This window comes from Moraxella nasovis, assembly GCF_022701215.1.
In the GTDB taxonomy this organism is placed as follows: Bacteria; Pseudomonadota; Gammaproteobacteria; order Pseudomonadales; family Moraxellaceae; genus Moraxella; species Moraxella nasovis.
Genome location: NZ_CP089976.1, coordinates 709,435 through 727,206, shown reverse-complemented (window position 1 = coordinate 727,206; position 17,772 = coordinate 709,435). Strand labels below are relative to the sequence as shown.

Annotated in this window: 16 protein-coding genes and 1 tRNA gene; 12 read left to right on the top strand and 5 right to left on the bottom strand. The window is 43.7% G+C overall.

Annotated features, from left to right (window positions below; genetic code table 11):
• Window positions 1–40: 40 nt before the first annotated feature.
• Entirely contained in the window at window positions 41–1,081 is a 1,041-nt protein-coding gene (locus LU293_RS03635) for an aliphatic amidase (RefSeq protein ID WP_242748875.1), read from the bottom strand.
• Window positions 1,082–1,503: 422 nt separating this feature from the next.
• Here LU293_RS03635 and msrAB point away from each other — a divergent pair, with 422 nt between their 5' ends.
• The 7 genes from msrAB to LU293_RS03600 all read left to right on the top strand — a co-directional run bounded on the left by msrAB (window position 1,504) and on the right by LU293_RS03600 (window position 7,346).
• Entirely contained in the window at window positions 1,504–3,141 is a 1,638-nt protein-coding gene (msrAB, locus tag LU293_RS03630) for a bifunctional peptide-methionine (S)-S-oxide reductase MsrA/peptide-methionine (R)-S-oxide reductase MsrB (protein WP_242748873.1), read from the top strand.
• A gap of 356 nt (window positions 3,142–3,497) precedes the next feature.
• Window positions 3,498–3,806, top strand: coding sequence for an HvfA family oxazolone/thioamide-modified RiPP metallophore (locus LU293_RS03625; protein WP_242748871.1), 309 nt, complete (start codon window positions 3,498–3,500; stop codon window positions 3,804–3,806).
• A gap of 171 nt (window positions 3,807–3,977) precedes the next feature.
• On the top strand, window positions 3,978–4,961 hold the full coding sequence (locus LU293_RS03620; protein ID WP_242748868.1) for an HvfB family MNIO-type RiPP peptide maturase: 984 nt from the start codon (window positions 3,978–3,980) through the stop codon (window positions 4,959–4,961).
• 57 nt (window positions 4,962–5,018) lie between these two features.
• Complete coding sequence (locus LU293_RS03615; protein ID WP_242748866.1) at window positions 5,019–5,792, top strand: HvfC family RiPP maturation protein; 774 nt, start codon at window positions 5,019–5,021, stop codon at window positions 5,790–5,792.
• Window positions 5,764–6,483, top strand: coding sequence for an HvfX family Cu-binding RiPP maturation protein (locus tag LU293_RS03610; RefSeq protein WP_446030811.1), 720 nt, complete (start codon window positions 5,764–5,766; stop codon window positions 6,481–6,483). Before LU293_RS03615 ends, LU293_RS03610 begins: the two co-directional genes overlap by 29 nt.
• On the top strand, window positions 6,461–7,066 hold the full coding sequence (locus LU293_RS03605; protein WP_242748864.1) for a sigma-70 family RNA polymerase sigma factor: 606 nt from the start codon (window positions 6,461–6,463) through the stop codon (window positions 7,064–7,066). Before LU293_RS03610 ends, LU293_RS03605 begins: the two co-directional genes overlap by 23 nt.
• Before the next feature lie 49 nt (window positions 7,067–7,115).
• The gene (locus LU293_RS03600; RefSeq protein ID WP_242748861.1) at window positions 7,116–7,346 is read left to right on the top strand and encodes a hypothetical protein; all 231 of its coding nucleotides are present in this window, start codon (window positions 7,116–7,118) and stop codon (window positions 7,344–7,346) included.
• 154 nt (window positions 7,347–7,500) lie between these two features.
• Here the strand turns inward: LU293_RS03600 and LU293_RS03595 are convergent, their stop codons facing one another.
• Window positions 7,501–8,436, bottom strand: a complete 936-nt coding sequence (locus LU293_RS03595) for an NAD(P)-dependent oxidoreductase (protein ID WP_242748858.1) — start codon at window positions 8,434–8,436, stop codon at window positions 7,501–7,503.
• Between the two features lie 184 nt (window positions 8,437–8,620).
• Between LU293_RS03595 and rapA the strand changes: the two genes are divergently transcribed.
• The 3 genes from rapA (at window position 8,621) to LU293_RS03580 (ending at window position 13,565) form a co-directional block, all read left to right on the top strand.
• Window positions 8,621–11,485, top strand: coding sequence for an RNA polymerase-associated protein RapA (gene rapA / locus LU293_RS03590; RefSeq protein ID WP_242748856.1), 2,865 nt, complete (start codon window positions 8,621–8,623; stop codon window positions 11,483–11,485).
• Window positions 11,486–11,499: 14 nt separating this feature from the next.
• Window positions 11,500–11,856, top strand: coding sequence for a 5-carboxymethyl-2-hydroxymuconate Delta-isomerase (locus tag LU293_RS03585; protein WP_242748853.1), 357 nt, complete (start codon window positions 11,500–11,502; stop codon window positions 11,854–11,856).
• 200 nt (window positions 11,857–12,056) lie between these two features.
• On the top strand, window positions 12,057–13,565 hold the full coding sequence (locus LU293_RS03580; RefSeq protein ID WP_242748851.1) for a YifB family Mg chelatase-like AAA ATPase: 1,509 nt from the start codon (window positions 12,057–12,059) through the stop codon (window positions 13,563–13,565).
• On the opposite strand, the gene LU293_RS03575 is transcribed toward LU293_RS03580, so the two are convergent.
• Window positions 13,562–14,278, bottom strand: a complete 717-nt coding sequence (locus LU293_RS03575; RefSeq protein WP_242748848.1) for a phosphoglycolate phosphatase — start codon at window positions 14,276–14,278, stop codon at window positions 13,562–13,564. The two genes, LU293_RS03580 and LU293_RS03575, sit on opposite strands and share 4 nt — an antisense overlap.
• A 364-nt stretch (window positions 14,279–14,642) precedes the next feature.
• On the opposite strand from LU293_RS03575, the gene LU293_RS03570 reads away from it, so the two are divergent.
• Window positions 14,643–15,185, top strand: coding sequence for a porin family protein (locus LU293_RS03570; RefSeq protein ID WP_242748846.1), 543 nt, complete (start codon window positions 14,643–14,645; stop codon window positions 15,183–15,185).
• Window positions 15,186–15,347: 162 nt separating this feature from the next.
• Here LU293_RS03570 and LU293_RS03565 read toward each other — a convergent pair.
• Window positions 15,348–15,423 (bottom strand) — tRNA-Phe (locus tag LU293_RS03565).
• A gap of 171 nt (window positions 15,424–15,594) precedes the next feature.
• Between LU293_RS03565 and LU293_RS03560 the strand changes: the two genes are divergently transcribed.
• Window positions 15,595–16,512: a polyprenyl synthetase family protein gene (locus tag LU293_RS03560; protein ID WP_242748844.1), complete on the top strand. Its 918-nt coding sequence runs from the start codon at window positions 15,595–15,597 to the stop codon at window positions 16,510–16,512.
• On the opposite strand, the gene mutY is transcribed toward LU293_RS03560, so the two are convergent.
• A complete protein-coding gene (gene mutY, locus LU293_RS03555; RefSeq protein ID WP_242748841.1) occupies window positions 16,509–17,696 on the bottom strand; it encodes an A/G-specific adenine glycosylase in 1,188 nt (395 codons plus the stop codon). The two genes, LU293_RS03560 and mutY, sit on opposite strands and share 4 nt — an antisense overlap.
• Between the last annotated feature and the right edge of the window lie 76 nt (window positions 17,697–17,772).

The window sequence follows — 17,772 nt, the reverse complement described above, 5'->3', positions numbered from 1 at the left end:
CCAAAAGGATTGGTCGGCACAGCCTGACATGGATAAAAGCCTAGACGTGTTTTTCTTTGCCTTCGTGGGGTACGTTACCCACAGGGCATTCGGCAACGCCTACGGTCGTGCGAGTGAATTGCTCTACGTTTTCTTGGGCTTTTTGTGCGTCCAATACCCATGTGCGATAAAACTCAAAGGGACAATCAGCAATGCCTTTATCGCCATCGCCATCATTATGAGTGGCTGTATAACCACGATGTAACAATTTGAATAAATGGTTTTGAGATTGGTCGTATTTTCTGGCATCACGGATTTCGGTCAAAGATAATTGGGCGTATTGAATGCCGTTTTCTTCGGTGCCACACCGTCCTAGTGTTCGCCCATCAAAGCCAATCAGTGCTGAATGACCAAAGTAGGTATACACACCATCAAATCCTGTGCCATTGGCGACTGCCACATAGCAGTTATTGCACCATGCCATCGTTTGCGACATCATCACTTGTTGGTCTAATGCAGGGTACATATAGCCTTGACAGCGAATGATAAGTTCAGCCCCTTTCATCGCACAATCTCGCCAAATCTCAGGATAGTTGCCGTCATCACAGATAATCAAAGACAGCTTAATCCCCTTAGGACCTTCGCTCACATAAGTGGTATCGCCAGGACACCAGCCTTCTATGGGACACCAAGGAATGATTTTGCGGTATTTTTGGACAATCTCGCCTTGGTCGTTGATGAGAATTAGGGTGTTGTATGGTGATTTTTTGGGGTGTTCTTCGTGGCGTTCGCCTGTGATGGAGAACACGCCCCAGACGTTATTATCACGGCACGCCTGTGAAAAAATCGCCGTCTCATCACCAGGGACGGTTGCGGCGGTTGCCATCATCTCATCGGCATCATACATGATACCTTGGGTGCTGTATTCTGGAAAGATAATCAAATCCAAACCCGGCAAACCCATCTTAATGCCCTTAATCATTTCACTGATTTTATGGCATTCTTCCAAGACTTCTGCCTTGGTGTGCAGGCGGGGGATTTTATAATTGACGACAGCAACACCAACGGTATTTGGGCTGCTACTGATATCACCATGACGCATTGTTCACTCCTTGTTGTTTTTACAGGTTTTGATTATTGGCATTCCTTTAACATTAAATTAGCACCATTCACGTACATTGACAAGTGTTTTTTATTATTTTTTTTTGCAAAATATTATTCCAATATTATCCCATACCCAACTTAAAAAAACTCTCAAATTGCAAAGGTGGGTGAGTTGGTTATTGTCGGTTTTATTGAACTTGCAAAACCCAACGTGTGCATTCATGTGTTTTGCATGTTCCTATGTTGGGTTTGTTTCATGAAGGCTCAATCTATCATTGATTTTTTTAAAGTCAAAATTAAGTTAAGATTGATGTACTTGTCATTTTTTTAGTGTGCTATAATTCTTGGTATACTTGCTGATTTTATCTACATTTTTGTAGATGAGATGGTTGTTGCCATACTATTTTTGCGACATGTTTTATGAAACAAAGAACCTTAATGAGCTGTATTACAGCGATGTGTTTGGTTGTTGCTTGCCATGCCCAAACCAACACACCAAGCCAAGCCCACACCACACAGGACGATACCATGCACGTTTTGCCAAGCGATACTTTAACCCAATTAAAGGGGCTGCCTAATCTTGCTCATCATCTTGGCAAGATGGGTGCTGATATGATTGACCCTAATAAGCCGACTTTGATTAAGTTTTGGGCGAGTTGGTGTCCTTTGTGTTTGGCGACCTTGCAAGAGACCAACGACTATCGTGGCAACCCTGCTTTTGATGGGGTGAATTTGGTGAGTGTGGCGACACCTGGTTATTTGGGTGAGCAATCTTATGATGATTTTGTGGCGTGGTATGATAAGGTGGGCGTGGATTATCCAAATCTGCCCGTGCTTGCTGACCGCACCCAAAATCTTGCCAAAACCTTTGGGGTGAGTGTCTATCCAAGTTGGGTGATTTTGGATAAATCAGGCAATGTGGTGCGTGTTGTGAAGGGCAATCTGACGCACGCCCAAGCGATGGCTTTGGCAAATAGTAGCGACAGTGATTTTGCCGAACTAAAAATGCAAGATTTGACTGCCAAAAATACCCAAAAAGCCTATAAATCAGACGGTATGCCCATGCACACCAAAACCATCTATTTGGCTGGGGGTTGTTTTTGGGGTTTGGAGGCGTACTTTGAGCGAATTGATGGCGTGGTAGACGCTGTCTCAGGTTATGCCAATGGCAATACCGCCAATCCAAGCTATCAAGAGGTGATTGCAGGTTCAGGTCATGCCGAGACTGTCAAAGTAACTTTTGATACAGATAGGCTTAGCTTGGAGGACATACTGGCTTATTATTTTAGAGTCATTGACCCAATCAGTGTCAATAAGCAAGGCAATGATAGGGGTGTGCAATATCGCACAGGTGTTTATTATACAGACGCAAGCGATCGTGCGGTGATTGCCAACGCACTTTATGACTTATCCAAAAAATTTAATCAGCCGATTGCTGTACAAAACGAAGCATTGACACATTTTTATGAAGCTGAGGATTATCATCAAGATTATTTGACCAAAAATCCAAACGGCTATTGCCACATTGATGTATCCAAGGCGTATGTACCCCTAGAAAATAAAACCCAGTCCACCCATCTATCACCTGCAACCACGTTGGCTGATGCCCTAAACCCAAAACGCTACCAAAATTTTGACAAAGCCACGCTCAAAGATAAGCTGACGCATGCTCAATACAACATCACACAAAACGCAGGCACGGAACGGGCGTTTAGCCATGCTTATGATCATTTGTTTGAAAAAGGGCTATATGTGGATATCGTCAGTGGCGAGCCGCTTTTTTTATCCAGTGATAAATACAATTCTGGCTGTGGTTGGCCATCTTTTACCAAGCCGATTGATCCTGCGGTGATTACTAGACATGAGGACAACAGCTTTTATATGAAACGCACAGAAGTGCGGTCTCGTGTGGCAGACAGTCATTTGGGTCATGTGTTTGAAGATGGTCCCAAAGACAAAGGCGGACTTAGGTATTGTATCAATGGTGATGCTTTGTTGTTCGTGCCTTTTGATGAATTGGACGCTAAGGGTTATGGAGCGGTGAAGTCGCTGTTATAAGTAATAAAATTATAATGACACTGTGCCCAGACGTCCTGATAGGCGATGCATGTTGGGTATTTTGCTTAGTGTTATTTTAAATCGTTATATAACGACATGAGTAAAAAGGGTGTGAAAGCATCCTTTTTTATGAAAGTGTGGTTAAAAATAAAATAAAGCGGATTGATATAAATTAATTAAAATCATAGAGTTATAAAAAATTTAACTGATTTTTAATTTTTTTTTGTGGGTGGTGTAAGAAAACCCCTACCTGATTCGTCTAATTCATTAAGCAGCTACTAATATCATGGCTGTGGGGCATGTGATGATGTCATGCTATGCCCAATTTTATCCCAATCCATCTTTAAGGAAATGTTATGAAAAAATCTACCGTTGTGGCACTAACCGCTTCATCTTTATTGGCATTATCAGCAGCTCACGCTAATCCATTCACCTCAACAAGCACCTCAAATAACGCCAAAGACTCAAAATGTGCCAACGCCAGCTGCGGCGGCAAAAAAACACACAACAAAAAATGTGCTGACGCTTCTTGTGGTGCTGCCAAAAGCACAGCGACCAAAAAAGCAAACGCCAAATGTGGCGAAGCTAAATGCGGTGCAACTGCCACAACAAGCAAAAAAGCCGATGCCAAATGCGGTGAAGCTAAATGTGGTGGTAGCAACTAATCATCATGCTATCATGCCTACATGATTGAGTGCCAAATTCTATGAATACATAGGATTTGGTCAAATCTACCCTTGCTGTCGGCTGTGTTTAACACAGCTGATAGCAAACCTAATCTTACATCAAAGCCTGTAACACCCACGAATACCACAAAAGCATGGTAAGGATAGACAATGACTACGATATCCGATATATCCAATGTCCCAACAAAAACCGCCCAAACAACACCTGCTACTCAATTACCAACACCCAAAGCACCAACAGGTGCAGGACTTGGCTTTCGCCGAGAGCTGATTGACGAGCTTAATCAAGCACAGCCACTTGGCATTGATTTTTTTGAAGTGTCGCCTGAGAACTGGCTGACGGGCAAAGGGGCGATTGACGGAGCTTATCATAAACAGCTACGTGCCTTTACCGAGCGTTTTGACTTTGTGTGTCATGGGCTATCTTTATCTATTGGTGGCATACAGTCCTTAGACGTTGAATTATTAAACAACATTAAACGTTTCATGAAAAGCCATGATATGTCCTTATATACCGAGCATTTGTCTTGGTGTAGTGATGACTGGGGGCATTTATATGACTTATTGCCCATTCCTTGTACAGAAGAGGCGGTCAAGTGGGTTGCTGGGCGTATCAAGCAAGCACAAGACATCATGGGTCAGAAAATTGGCTTTGAGAACGCTTCTTATTATTTTCGCCCCACACAAAGCACGCTCTCTGATGCCGAATTTATCAGTGCGGTGTGTGCAGAAGCCGACTGTTTGCTACATTTAGACATTAACAACATTTATGTCAATAGCAAAAATTTTGGCTTTGACCCCCACGCCTACTTGCGGTCATTGCCCTTAGAGCGGACTTGCTATTTACACATGGCAGGGCATTTTACCGAAGAAGATGGCTTTATTGTGGACACGCACGGCAATCAAGTGGTTGAAGAAGTGTGGGCGTTGTTGGCGGACGCTTATGAGTTAATTGGTCAAAAAACAGGCAAACCTGCCAGTAGTCTGCCCACTTGCCTAGAAAGAGATTTTAATTTCCCTGCACTAGATGAGCTGATGGGTGAAGTGGCACGCATTCGCCAATATCAAAATCACAGCAGTCAATACCATCAAAAAAAGCACGACACCGAAGAGCCACTCATGCTATCTGCTTAATGAATGATGAATGACAAGACTTGACATTGAACACAGGCAAAATAAGAAGCGAAAATCATGACTGCGTTAGACCATTCGCCATTGGCACAGTTTTATACACAATTTGGTCGCTATTTGCGACAGCAAACACACGATGCGTCCGATGATACGCTTGTGCCAGCTCGTGTTGGCAAATTGTATCAAAGTTTGACCTTTAATAGTGTAACCAATTTTATTCACGCCTGCTTTCCGATTTGTCGCAGGCTACTCGGCGATGAGTTTGATGACTTGTGTAAGCAGTTTTTTGATAGTTATGCTCTGCACAGTCCTTATTTTACCGACATCAATCGGGATTTTGCCCACTTTTTGGACACCCAGTGCAAACAAGGCACACTGCCTAACGTGATTGGCGAGCTGGCTCATTATGAGCATTTGGAGCTTTTGGTGGAAGTACTGCCAAGCCTTATGCCAAAGTGCCTAGTACAACAAGAAAATCGCAAAATTTTCTTAAACGCTACCGCCCACATCATGGACTATGAGTTTGCTGTTCATCACGCAAATATCGCAGATGACGTGGAAGACATCGCCTGTGAGTTAAGTTTTGTGGTGGTGTATCAAAAATCTGATGGTGGTGTGTATACTTTGGCTATCAATGCACTGACTTATACATTATTACAATTTTTGATGGAGCGTGATACACCTTTTGTGAGTGTGTCTGCGTTGTTTGAGACTTTTCTTATCGGCATGGGCAGTGTATTTGATGAAAAAATGCGTGGATTTGCAGAAGAGTTGCTAGATTTTTTAACCAATGAAGAGATATTGATTGATGAGTATGATGACAAAGCTATGTAGCACCCAAAACCGACTAGCACGCACGATTAGCCAATTAGACTTTGTGCCATTAGTTGCCATTAGGGTGTATCTTGCCCCTATTTTTATCATTGCAGGGCTACATAAGTGGCTACATTTTTCAGATATGGTGGCGTGGTTTGGCAATGATGATTGGGGGCTTGGGCTACCCATGCCAGCTTTGATGGTTTCGTTGGCGATTTTTGCTGAATTGGTGGGCGGTGTGGCAATCTTGTTTGGGATTGCGACCAGATTATTTAGCATTCCCATGCTCATCGCCATGCTTGTGGCACTATTTAAGGTGCATTGGGAGCATGGGTGGTTTGCCATTGCCCCAAGCGACCCTGCGACCAGTACGGCACAGTTTTTTGCGTGGTTTAATATAGACTTAGCCCAGCAGAGTCTGGCAAATAGCGTAGAAGTTGGCGAACGGCTTGGCATGGCAAGACAAATCTTAGAACAGCATGGCAACATGGACTGGCTGACCGAGACAGGGAATTTTGTCGTCTTAAATAACGGCATTGAATTTGCGGCAACTTATGTTGTAATGCTCTTGGTGTTGCTGTTTTTTGGGGCAGGCAAATTTTTGAGTGTGGATTATTGGCTTGCCAAAGCGATGCACAAACACACACAGCCCAAAACCATCACATACCACGAAATGAAGACAAGTCATGACACATTCACCAAAAGATGAATTGAATGCACACAAAGATGAGCTCAATGACGGTGCGATAGACGATTTATACCCCATGCTATTAGGTTTTGCCGTCTCTCAGCTGAATAATCACGCCTTGGCAGAAGATGTGGTACAAGACGCTTGGCTTCTTGCAGTATCGCACCAAGATAAATTTGTCGGTAAATCCGCCTTCAAAACTTGGGTATTTGCCATCTTAAAAAACAAAATCATTGATGTGATTCGTGGTCAAAAACAGATGCTTAGCCTATCTGATATGAGCGATGATGGCGATCAGGTGATGATTGCCACGCTATTTAATCAAAAAGGAGCATGGCATGGCGATGTGGACGTGGCGGACCTTTCATCATGGCGATGTGATGATGACAGCGAATCGGCAGAATTTTGGCAGGTGTTGGAGCTGTGTTTGTCGCACTTACCGCCTTTGTATGCACGCATTTTTTTGATGAAAGAATGTATCGGCTTTGAAGCAGACGAGATTTGTAAAACGTGTGCAATCAGTCCGTCCAACTTTTATACCACAATGCACCGCACTCGCCTAAGGCTACAACAATGCTTGCAGACGCATTGGTTTGATGTATGATGGTATTTATAACAACATTAGCTACAACAACATTAGCACGGAATAAAATATGAGCGATGAATGCAACACGAAAGCTGATCATGGGGAACAAATGACTCACCCAAAAGGACACTGCTATAAAGTCAGCCAACTGATCACTCTAAAAAAGGACGGTCGATTAACTTGGATTGAGCAGCTTATGCTAAGCACGCACTTAGTCATGTGTAAGAAGTGTCGTCAGTTCACAAAAAATGTCGATGAGATGAGTGCGATGATGAGAAGTTTTAATCGTCAAGATTAGGGCGTATGCTTGATTTTAGACCATTAAAATGTCGTTGGTTTGGATTAAAAATGTCTTAGTAAACCCAATCACTTATGGCAGTGCTGTATAAATACAAGCACTGCTTTTTTAAGAAAACCAAACTGCTTAAACAGTCACTTAAGGCTGGGTTAGTTCACACATGAGATATAAACTCATCAATCTGCCTACATAAAATACCCCATAATGTTCTTTGGGCATTTAGACTACCCCAAGCGTTATGTGGTGTAAAAAACACTCTAGGATGGTCTTTTAGGTTTAGTAATGGCTCATCATCATTAAATGGCTCGTGGGGAAATACGTCTGTTGCATAGCCTGTGATTTGCCCTGTGGTAATGGCATGGACGATGGCATGGCTATCTACGATGTCACCGCGTGCGACATTAATGATGACAGGCTTTTTATGCATCTGCTCTAAGGTGTCGTTACTGATAAGATGGTAAGTGTCATCAGTTAACGGGCAGTGCAAGCTTAGTACGTCAGCGGTCTGTAATACCGTGTAAAAGTCGCTGTATTCTTTACTTCTTGGCACTCGCCCACGCCGTTCGGCAAACAGTACGGTCATACCAAAGGCTGCAGCGATTTTACCGACCTGCCGCCCAATATTGCCAGAACCGATGATGCCGATGGTCTTACCTGATAAATCAAAAATCGGCTCATCTAATAGACAAAATCGCCCATCAGCCTGCCAAGTACCGTCTGTGGCTTTTTGGTGGTAGTGGCGAGCTGCCCGCATGATATTTAACAGCAGCATAAATGTATGCTCAGGGACGCTCTTAACTGAATAGCCTGCGACATTTTTGACGGTGATACCGCACTCATCACACGCCTTGACGTCAATGTTATTTACGCCTGTGGCGGTAACGTGGATTAGTTTTAGCTTGGGGAGCTTACTGATGATATCTGCTGTGATAACGACTTTATTGGTGATAATGATGTCAGCATCATAGCAACGATCGATGATCTGGTCTGTCTTTGTACTGTCGTAGCGTTCGTAGTCTGTGATGCACTTTGGCAGTGATAAATCAACTTGGCTGCTGAAAGTGGCAGCATCTAAAAATACAGCTTTCATGATGAAACTAAGGGTTGTGAGTGTCGCTAAACTATAACAGATTTTAATGCCATTTTGATAAAAACATCAAAAAAAGGTGCGAAATTTAACGAAGTTTAGTAAAATGAAAGTTTTTGTTTGCGGTTTAACATATACTAGGCTTAATGTGTTAAGCTCTGGTAAACGACTTAAGTAAGAGTGTTTTATGAGCCAATTATTTGCCATCGGTCAGCGTTATTTGTCAGATTCTGAGAGTAATTTAGGTCTTGGGGTGGTCGTCGATGTTGATGATCGCTGCGTGCATATTTTATTCCCGCAGTCTGAAGAGACACGAGTCTATGCTAAAGCATCGGCACTCTTATCTCGTGTGGTGTTCTGTGTCGGAGATACTATCAGCGATCAGGATGGCAATCGCTATGTGGTGGAACGCTGTGAAGAGATTGCACACGTCATGCGATACCATCTAACCTGCGGTAAGTCCTTGATGGAGACAAGGCTTGCAGCAAATATCTCACTGGCGAAACCCTTAGAGCGGCTGTTAGCGGGGCGTATTGAAAATAGCGAATGGTATGATTTACGCCAAGACGCCTTAAAAGTTAAGGCGATGTTAAGCCGTCACCCCTTGCGTGGGCTTATCGGTGCTAGAGTGGACATCATTCGCCACCAGCTGTATATCGCTCATGAAGTTGGCAAGCGTCTAGCACCAAGGGTGCTTTTGGCAGATGAAGTCGGTCTTGGCAAGACTATCGAAGCTGGGCTAATCATTCATCAGCAGATTATGACAGCTAAGGCGAGCCGAGTGCTGGTACTCGTACCAGACAGCTTACAGCACCAGTGGATGATTGAGCTAAAAAGTCGGTTTAACTTGGATTTTGCATTATTTGACTTGGTGCGTACAGCGTCTATCAAAGAGCATAATCCTGATCAAAACGTCTTTGCCACAGAGCAGCTGATTATTGCAAGTATTGATCTATTGCTTGACCATCATGACTTATATGAGCAGGCATATGCAGCAGGGTTTGATTTGCTTGTGGTAGACGAGGCTCATCATTTGCACTGGGATAGCGAGCAGGGCGGTAATGATAAATATGACTTGGTGGCAGATTTTGCTCAAAATACAGCAGGCGTGCTATTACTAACCGCAACACCAGAGCAGCTGGGTGTGGAGAGTCATTTTGCTCGTCTTAGATTGCTTGACCCACATCGCTTTGATGATTTAGATGATTTCGTTGATTCTCAAGAGGCTTTTGCTGATGTGGCAGCGGTGGCAACTTTATTGATTGATGGCAAGCCTTTAAGTGATAAGCAGATTGCTGCAGTCGCAGGTTTGCTTGGCTTTGATAAAAGTGACATTGATGATATTAATCATAATGAAAAGTTAAGAACACATATCATTAATGAACTGCTAGATCGCCATGGCACAGGGCGGGTACTGTTTCGTAATACTCGTGAGAGTGTGCAAGGTTTCTTTGGGCGTACGAGCATTCCGTATCCTTTGCCGTTGCCAAACGCATGGCAAAACACACACTACACGCATGGTAAATTGCGTGAGCAGCTGTGGGGAGAGGAGAATTATCCTGATGGTTCGTGGCTTGAGCATGATCCACGAGTGGGCTGGCTTATTGGCTTATTAAAAGATGACCTAAAACATAAAAAGGCTTTATTAATCGCAAGATCTGGTGCGACTATCGAAAGCTTAGAGGCGGTCTTACGTCTGCACGCAGGTATTAAGACGGCAGTCTTTACCGAGCAGATGACGCTGCTTGAGCGAGATCAGGCAGCAGCATACTTTGCTGATGAGGACGGAGCTCAGATTTTATTATGTTCAGAGATTGGCTCAGAGGGGCGTAACTTTCAGTTTGTTCAAGACTTAGTGCTGTTTGATTTGCCTGCCAATCCTGATACACTAGAGCAGCGTATCGGACGACTTGACCGCATTGGACAGATTGCTAAGATTACCTTACATGTGCCTTTTGTGGTAGGAACAGCCCAAGAAAAGCTGTATAACTGGTATGATAAAGCACTAAATATCTTTAACCAAATTAGCCCAACTGCCCAAACTGTTCAAGAAACTTACATCGCAAGCTTAAAGCCATTATTACAAGCTCCAAGCACTGATGATAACCTTGATGCTATTGCTCATATCATCGCAGATGGGGCAGCTCTTCGCTGTAAGCTAGAAGCTGAGTTGCAAGCAGGGAGAGATCGCTTGCTTGAGTATAATTCTTGCAGACCAAAGACAGCCGCTCGCATTGCAGATGCTATGCACACATTGGATAGGTCAACATTACTACCAATGTTTTTAGATCGATATTTTGAGGCGGTCGGCATTGATTATAGTGTACAACGCGATAATTCATGGGTGGTACATCCGATTGACGCCAGTGAGATTGACATTGAAGGGGTGGAGAGCTTACCGCTTGATGAAGACGGCATGACATTGACTTTTAGTCGCACGCAAGCGTTAATTCGTGAAGACATGCAGTACATGACCTATGAACACCCTTTGGTGTCGGCAGTCCTAGAGATGCTAACAAGTGGTACATTTGGCAATACGCAAGTTGCCTTATTAAAGACTGCTGCCATGCCACAAGGTATGCTATTACTTGAATGTCATTTTAGAATTGAGGTGGTCGCCCCAAAACAGCTTAATCTATCTGCTTACATTCCTACACAGGTGGTGCGTGTACTGCTAAGTGAGCGTGGCGATAATCTTAGCAATGTCGCAACCCCAGAAAAACTGCTGCCATTAATTGAAAGGCTTGATAAATTTAAGGCACGCCAAGTGGTGAAAGCTCGCACCCATGTTATCGAGACGCAGGCAGGATGTGCCAAAGACATTGCAAGCAAAGAGCTGGACGCTATTAGTCAGCAAGCGATGGCACAGTTTAGCGAGCAGATGAATAAAGAAATCAGTCGCCTAAAACGCTTACAACTGATTAACCCAAATGTACGAGATGACGAAATCGCACAACTAGAAGCGATGCACACTCAGGGCGTGGAGGCGTTAAGCCAGCTGTCGCTTGTGCCTGATAGCATTCGTGTATTGGTTACAGTTAAGCCACATTAACATTAAGGAAGTCTATGCCGCATTTAATCGTAGAATTATCCCAAGGCTTTGAGCCATCTATAGAAAAAGGATTGCTAACCAAGCTAAATGAAGGGCTATTTAGGAGTGGTGAATTTACCCATAGCCGAGACATTAAAAGTCGTATTCATCGCGCTGATAATAGCTTGATTGGACTGTCGGCAGATGATGGTGAACTGTTTGTTGTGGCTCATTTAATGATTATGAGTGGGCGTGATGATGCAACCAAGCGATCGCTTGTGCAGTCAGTGTTAGATACGCTTGTGGCTCATTTTACAGGTCAGTATGATACTGTGCAGTTTGCGGTAAACTTACAGGAGCTATCACCGTTTTATCAAAAAATTACTGTTTAGATTGAGATGTATTTTAACCTAAACTAACTATGTTTAATGGTCTAAAAGTGGCTAAATTTTGCACAGCTGTGTTAAGTTGCTTGATAGTATTTTAATATTATTAAGCAACTGATGGTGATTTTGCTGGCGATTGATTCTATTTTAGCCACATTCTTAAATTAGGGATTTGCCCTAGTGAGCTGTCTTGATTAAGGAAGATTATGTCATTTGCCCAAGTTTTTACACGTTCGGTGGTTGGCTTACACGCACCACAGGTTCTAGTAGAGGTACATCTGTCGCAAGGCATGCCCGCCCTAACCATCGTTGGCTTGCCAGAGGCGAGCGTGCGAGAAAGTAAGGACAGAGTGAGATCTGCTATCTTAAACAGTGATTTGGATTTTCCAAGCAGAAGGCTTACTATCAATCTAGCACCTGCCGATTTACCAAAAGATGGTGCAAGACTTGACTTACCAATCGCCATTGGTATATTAGCAGCAAGCGGTCAGATTGACGAAAAAATCCTAGAACAGTATGAGTTTGTGGGTGAGCTTGCCTTAAATGGCGAGCTTAGAGCAGTGTCAGGGGTATTATCGGTTGCCAGAGCCATCAAGGCGAACGGCGATCAGCGTACGCTAATCGTGCCACGAGCTAATGCTGATGAGGCAGCTAAGGTGGCAGGAGTAACCGTACTGGCAGCTGACAGCTTGGCACAGGTATATCGGCACTTAGAGGTGGTCTGTGGTATGAGTCAGGCTAAGGAAGATCTACTGCCTATCACCATGCCAAGCCTAAATGAAAAAAGCATTAAGTATTCGTTAGACTTATCCGATGTAAAAGGTCAGCATCACGCACGCCGAGCCTTAGAGATAGCAGCGGCAGGTGGGCATTCCATTTTATTTAAGGGTTCTCCAGGTTCTGGCAAGACGCTGATGGCATCTCGCTTGCCTAGTATTTTGCCTGACTTGACAGACGAAGAAGCCTTAGAAGTGGCGAGCATCTATTCGGTGGCGGGTGTGGAGTATGAATTCGGTGAGCGTCCTTTTCGTTCATGCCATCATACCATTTCAGCTGTCGCCTTAGTAGGGGGTGGCTCAAAACCGAAACCTGGCGAGATTAGTCTTGCTCATCAAGGTGCGTTATTTTTAGATGAGTTGCCAGAATTTGATCGTAAGACGCTAGAGGTGCTAAGACAGCCTTTAGAGTCAAAGCAGATTATCATTAGCCGAGCGAACAGTCAGGTGCAGTTTCCTGCTAATTTCCAACTAATTGCTGCCATGAACCCTTGCCCTTGTGGTTATCATGGCGATAAGAGTAATCGTTGCCATTGCAAGCCTGAGCAGGTCAGACGTTATCAAGATAAAATATCAGGGCCACTGATGGATCGTATCGATCTGCATATCCATGTACCAGCCTTGCCCATTGATGATTTACAAAACGCTCCAAGCGGAGAAAGCTCAAGCGTAGTCAGACAAAGGGTCGTTGCCGCAAGACAAAGACAAATCAATAGACAGGGCAAAGCAAATAATGAACTATCGCCAAGCGATATTGATCGTGTGGCAAGGCTTGGAGAAGTTGAACAAAGTCTATTAAGAACCGCTCAATCTCGCCTAAATTTATCAGCTCGCAGTTATCATCGGGTGCTGCGTGTGGCTCGTACGATTGCTGATTTGGCAGGTAGTGATGCCATTAACACCGCTCATGTCGCCGAAGCATTAAGCTATCGTGCTTAATTGGTTCGTTTAACGTTGGCGGTTGGAAGTTTTGCCTGATAGTGGGTGATAATATAATTTACCAATGCCCCAAATTCATCAAACACGGCATCAGGCTTGCTTTGGGTGATAGATTCGCCGTAGTTATAGCCATAGCTTAGAGCCAGCGTGGTCATGGTTGCCGCTTTGCCTGCCAGTATGTCATTTTTAGAATCGCCCACCATGATGGCGTGCTGTGGCGATATCTTTAGCTTATTGCAGATATACAGCAGTGGCATAGGATCGGGTTTTTTGTTGCTTAGCGTATCGCCACCAACCACACAAGTAAAAGTCTCTTGCAGATTAAAAGATTGTAAGATATTAGGTAAAAATCGCTCAGGCTTATTGGTGGCTAAAGATAGAATAAAGCCAGCATCAAGCAGTCGTTGTAGCCCATCTTTAACACCATGATACAGCTTAGTATGCTTGCAGTCACCTGTGGCATAATAGGTTAAAAATAGCTCATGTGCCTGATCTAACTTCTCATCACAGCCGTCTAATCCTGCCCAAGCAAGTGCACGTTGAACGAGTACCATAGAGCCATTGCCCACCCAGTTTCGCACCAGATTTATAGGAGCTTTTGGTGCATTTAGCCAAGTTAGCATATCGTTGGTGGCAGCCGCTAGATCAGGCACGCTATCAATTAACGTGCCATCTAAATCAAAAATAATCAAGCTTTTGGTGGGATTTTTCATGATAGTCTTTAAAGTAGGGTGGTAAATGATTGTAACACAGCCTATGGATATGCCAAAATCTCAACTGTTCTTAGTATTTGTAACAAATTATGTCAGATATTCAATAAATTGACCAACAAGCTTAGCATTTGTTTCAAAACTTTACACATCACATCTAAAACATGCACAAACCATCAATAAAACTTTGTTATGATGTGTCAAGTGAAATGCGATTTAGGTATTTATAGTAAATTTCATCAAGCGATTTTAAAACAAGTGATTCTAAAATTAATATAGAACCCTTGAAAAATACCTATTTGACCATATATTTAAGTTAAGACACATCCATCGTGCGATTGATATCGCCATTAACAGGAGAAATACGATGAAAACTTTAAATAAAGTTGCCTTGGTTCTTGCCGCTTCAGTTGCTGCTGTAAGTGCGAACGCTGCCATCTCTTATGGCACATCAGCAGACGCTGCACCATACATTGGTGTAAAAGTAGGTCAAGTTAATACAGACCTAAGCAACGCTCCAAGCTCTATCGCTTATGGTGTTTATGGTGGCTACAACCTAGACCAAAACTTCGGTGTAGAAGCAGAATACCTTGCTAGTGAAAATAAAGATTACACCGCACAAGGCATCAATCGTGAATATGATGCGAAGACCTATGGGGTGTATGGTACTTATCGTCACCACCTAAATAACACGCCATTTTATGCCAAAGGCAAACTTGGTCTAGCAAAAACTGACATTGATGATAAATCAGTTAGCGGTACGTCAACCACTTCTAAGGACGAAACAGGTCTTGCTGGTGGCGTAGCACTAGGCTATAACGCAACATCTAACATCGGTGTAGAGCTAGGCTACAACTACCTAAGCTCTGATGCAAACACATGGGGCGTAGGTGCACACCTAAAATTCTAATCTTTTGATTAGACCAAAATAACGGCAAAGTGATTTGCCGTTATTTTTTTGTAACGCTATTAGTCAGTCCTTTATAACTGATCTGATTTAGTCTGATATCTATTTAGCCTGATAACGGGCGTAAAAAAATGACCAAGATAGTAATCTTGGTCATTTTTAATATGGTGGCGTGAGGCAGGATCGAACTGCCGACACACGGATTTTCAATCCGTTGCTCTACCGACTGAGCTATCGCGCCATGTCGTAAGCTAATTGCTTAACAGTGGTGCGTATAATAACACAATTTCATAATAAAGCAAGTGCTTTTTTCATATTTTTGGATTTTTTTATCAAAATTAAGAAAATTATCCAAAAATCACACTTTTATTGTATGATACCAACTTTTATTTATGTTGGGGAATTTGTCATAATGACCACCTTTTCTACTTGTCAAACAACGCTTTATGATGTGGCAGATGAGATAATTTTACAGCTACACGATGACTTGGCTCAGATGTTTGATGATATAAAGCTGCCAAATCTGTTAGATGAGGCGGCTCGTTATGCAATGTCAAATGGTGGTAAAAGAGTGCGTCCGCTTTTAGTGGCAGCAAGCTTTTTGGCGTGCTGTCCAAGTGGTGATATATCTGATGAGATTCTTCGGCGTGCCATGATGGCAGTTGAGCTGATTCATGGTTATTCGCTTGTGCATGATGATCTGCCGTGTATGGATGATGATGAGTTGCGGCGTGGCAAGCCAACGTGCCACGTGGTCTATGGCGAAGCGACAGCACTTTTGGTGGGTGATGTGTTACAGTCTTTGGCATTTGAAGTGCTTACAGCCCCACTTAATGATCAAAGCTATCATCTAAAAATATCACGCCTTTTGGCTATTTTATCTAAGGCTGCTCGGCAGATGGTAGCAGGGCAGCAGCTGGATCTAAGTGGTGAGAGCTGTGATGCATTGCTGACACAAGCAGAATTAGAGGCGATTCATAGACAAAAGACAGGTGCTTTGATTGAGGCGGCAGTTTTGATGGGAGCGGTCTGTGCAAACGTGAGTGATGACGCACTTACTAACCTTAGGCGTTACGCACACGCCATTGGGCTTGCCTTTCAAGTGCAAGACGATGTGCTTGATGTTGTCTCTGACACTGCCACTTTAGGCAAGCCTACTGGTAGTGATGAGAAATTACAAAAATCCACTTATGTTCGCTTGCTTGGTGTCAAACAGGCAAGTGCGTACGCCAACCAATTATTTGATGACGCACGTCAAGCGGTGCTAGAGTATGGCGAGCATAACCTACTTATTGAGATGATCGACTGGCTTGAAAAACGTACCCATTAGCCGATTAGCTTATCCATGGCGGCAGGTTTGGCAAGATTTACACCATCTGCCCATGTAAACTTTGCATGAACATCAGATAGTGCGTGATTGATGCGTTCTATAAGCTTATCATCAGCAGTAATAGAAACAATCGCCAAATGCCAGTGAAAATGCGTCAAAGTGTGCTTAATGTGGCGACAGATGGGTGCAGGCTTAGAGATTTTTTGTGCTAACACATTAGCGATTTGACCATCACCGAGTGGCATATCTGTTTGGGATAATGCCAGTGAAGATGGGCAAAGTAACTTAGCTGATATGGCATGACAAAACGTATCGGCATCAGTCTGTATCAGTGGCAAGCACCACAAGCCTTCCCAGATGCCATGACCGCTTGGGTGCTGTCTTTTAAGCCATAGCGTTTGCCCCATATAGGTGAGCTGTATGGCAAAAGCATATCGGTGTGGCTTGTCGGTTTTTTTGGGCTTAACGGGATACTGTTCAGGATTGCCGTTGTGGTGGGCGATGCAGTCAGATGAGATTGGACAGCGATGACAGGCAGGTTTTTTGCGTGTACACAGCGTAGCTCCTAGATCCATCATGGCTTGGGCATAGTTACCACTATTTATATTGGGTGTCAGTCGTTCTGCTAATACCCACAGCTCTTTGCTTGTGGCACTTTTGGTGATGTCGCCATCAATCGCTGCCCAGCGTGTCAATACACGTTTGACATTACCATCACAGATGACGCCACGACCACGCACACCCATGGCGACAATCGCCCCTGCGGTGGACTGACCAACACCGCAAATCATCTGCCAGTCTGATACGGTTTGTGGAAATTGCCCTGTTTGGTCGATAAATTGTGCAACTTGCTTTGCTCCTTGGTGCAGATTTCTAGCACGAGCATAATAGCCAAGCCCCGCCCATAGTGCCGCCACGTCGTCCCAGCTTGCTTGTGCTAAATCTTGAACGGTGGGAAAGGCGGTGATGAATTTTTCAAAATACCCAAGCACGGTGGCAACTTGTGTCTGCTGTAACATCACCTCAGACAGCCAGACCGCATAGATGTCAGCGTCTGCTTTATGGTGCTGTTGCCATGGCAAATCATGCCGTCCGCATTCATCAAACCACGCTAAAAGACGAGATGCAAAGGTGTTGTAATTTTGTTTTGGTGTAGGTATGGTTGTCAAAAGATAATCGCTCATGGTGATGTGTGTGCATTATAGAAATTTTAGGGATAAATTACAAATTTCATCAAATAATCAACAAAATCTTAGCTTG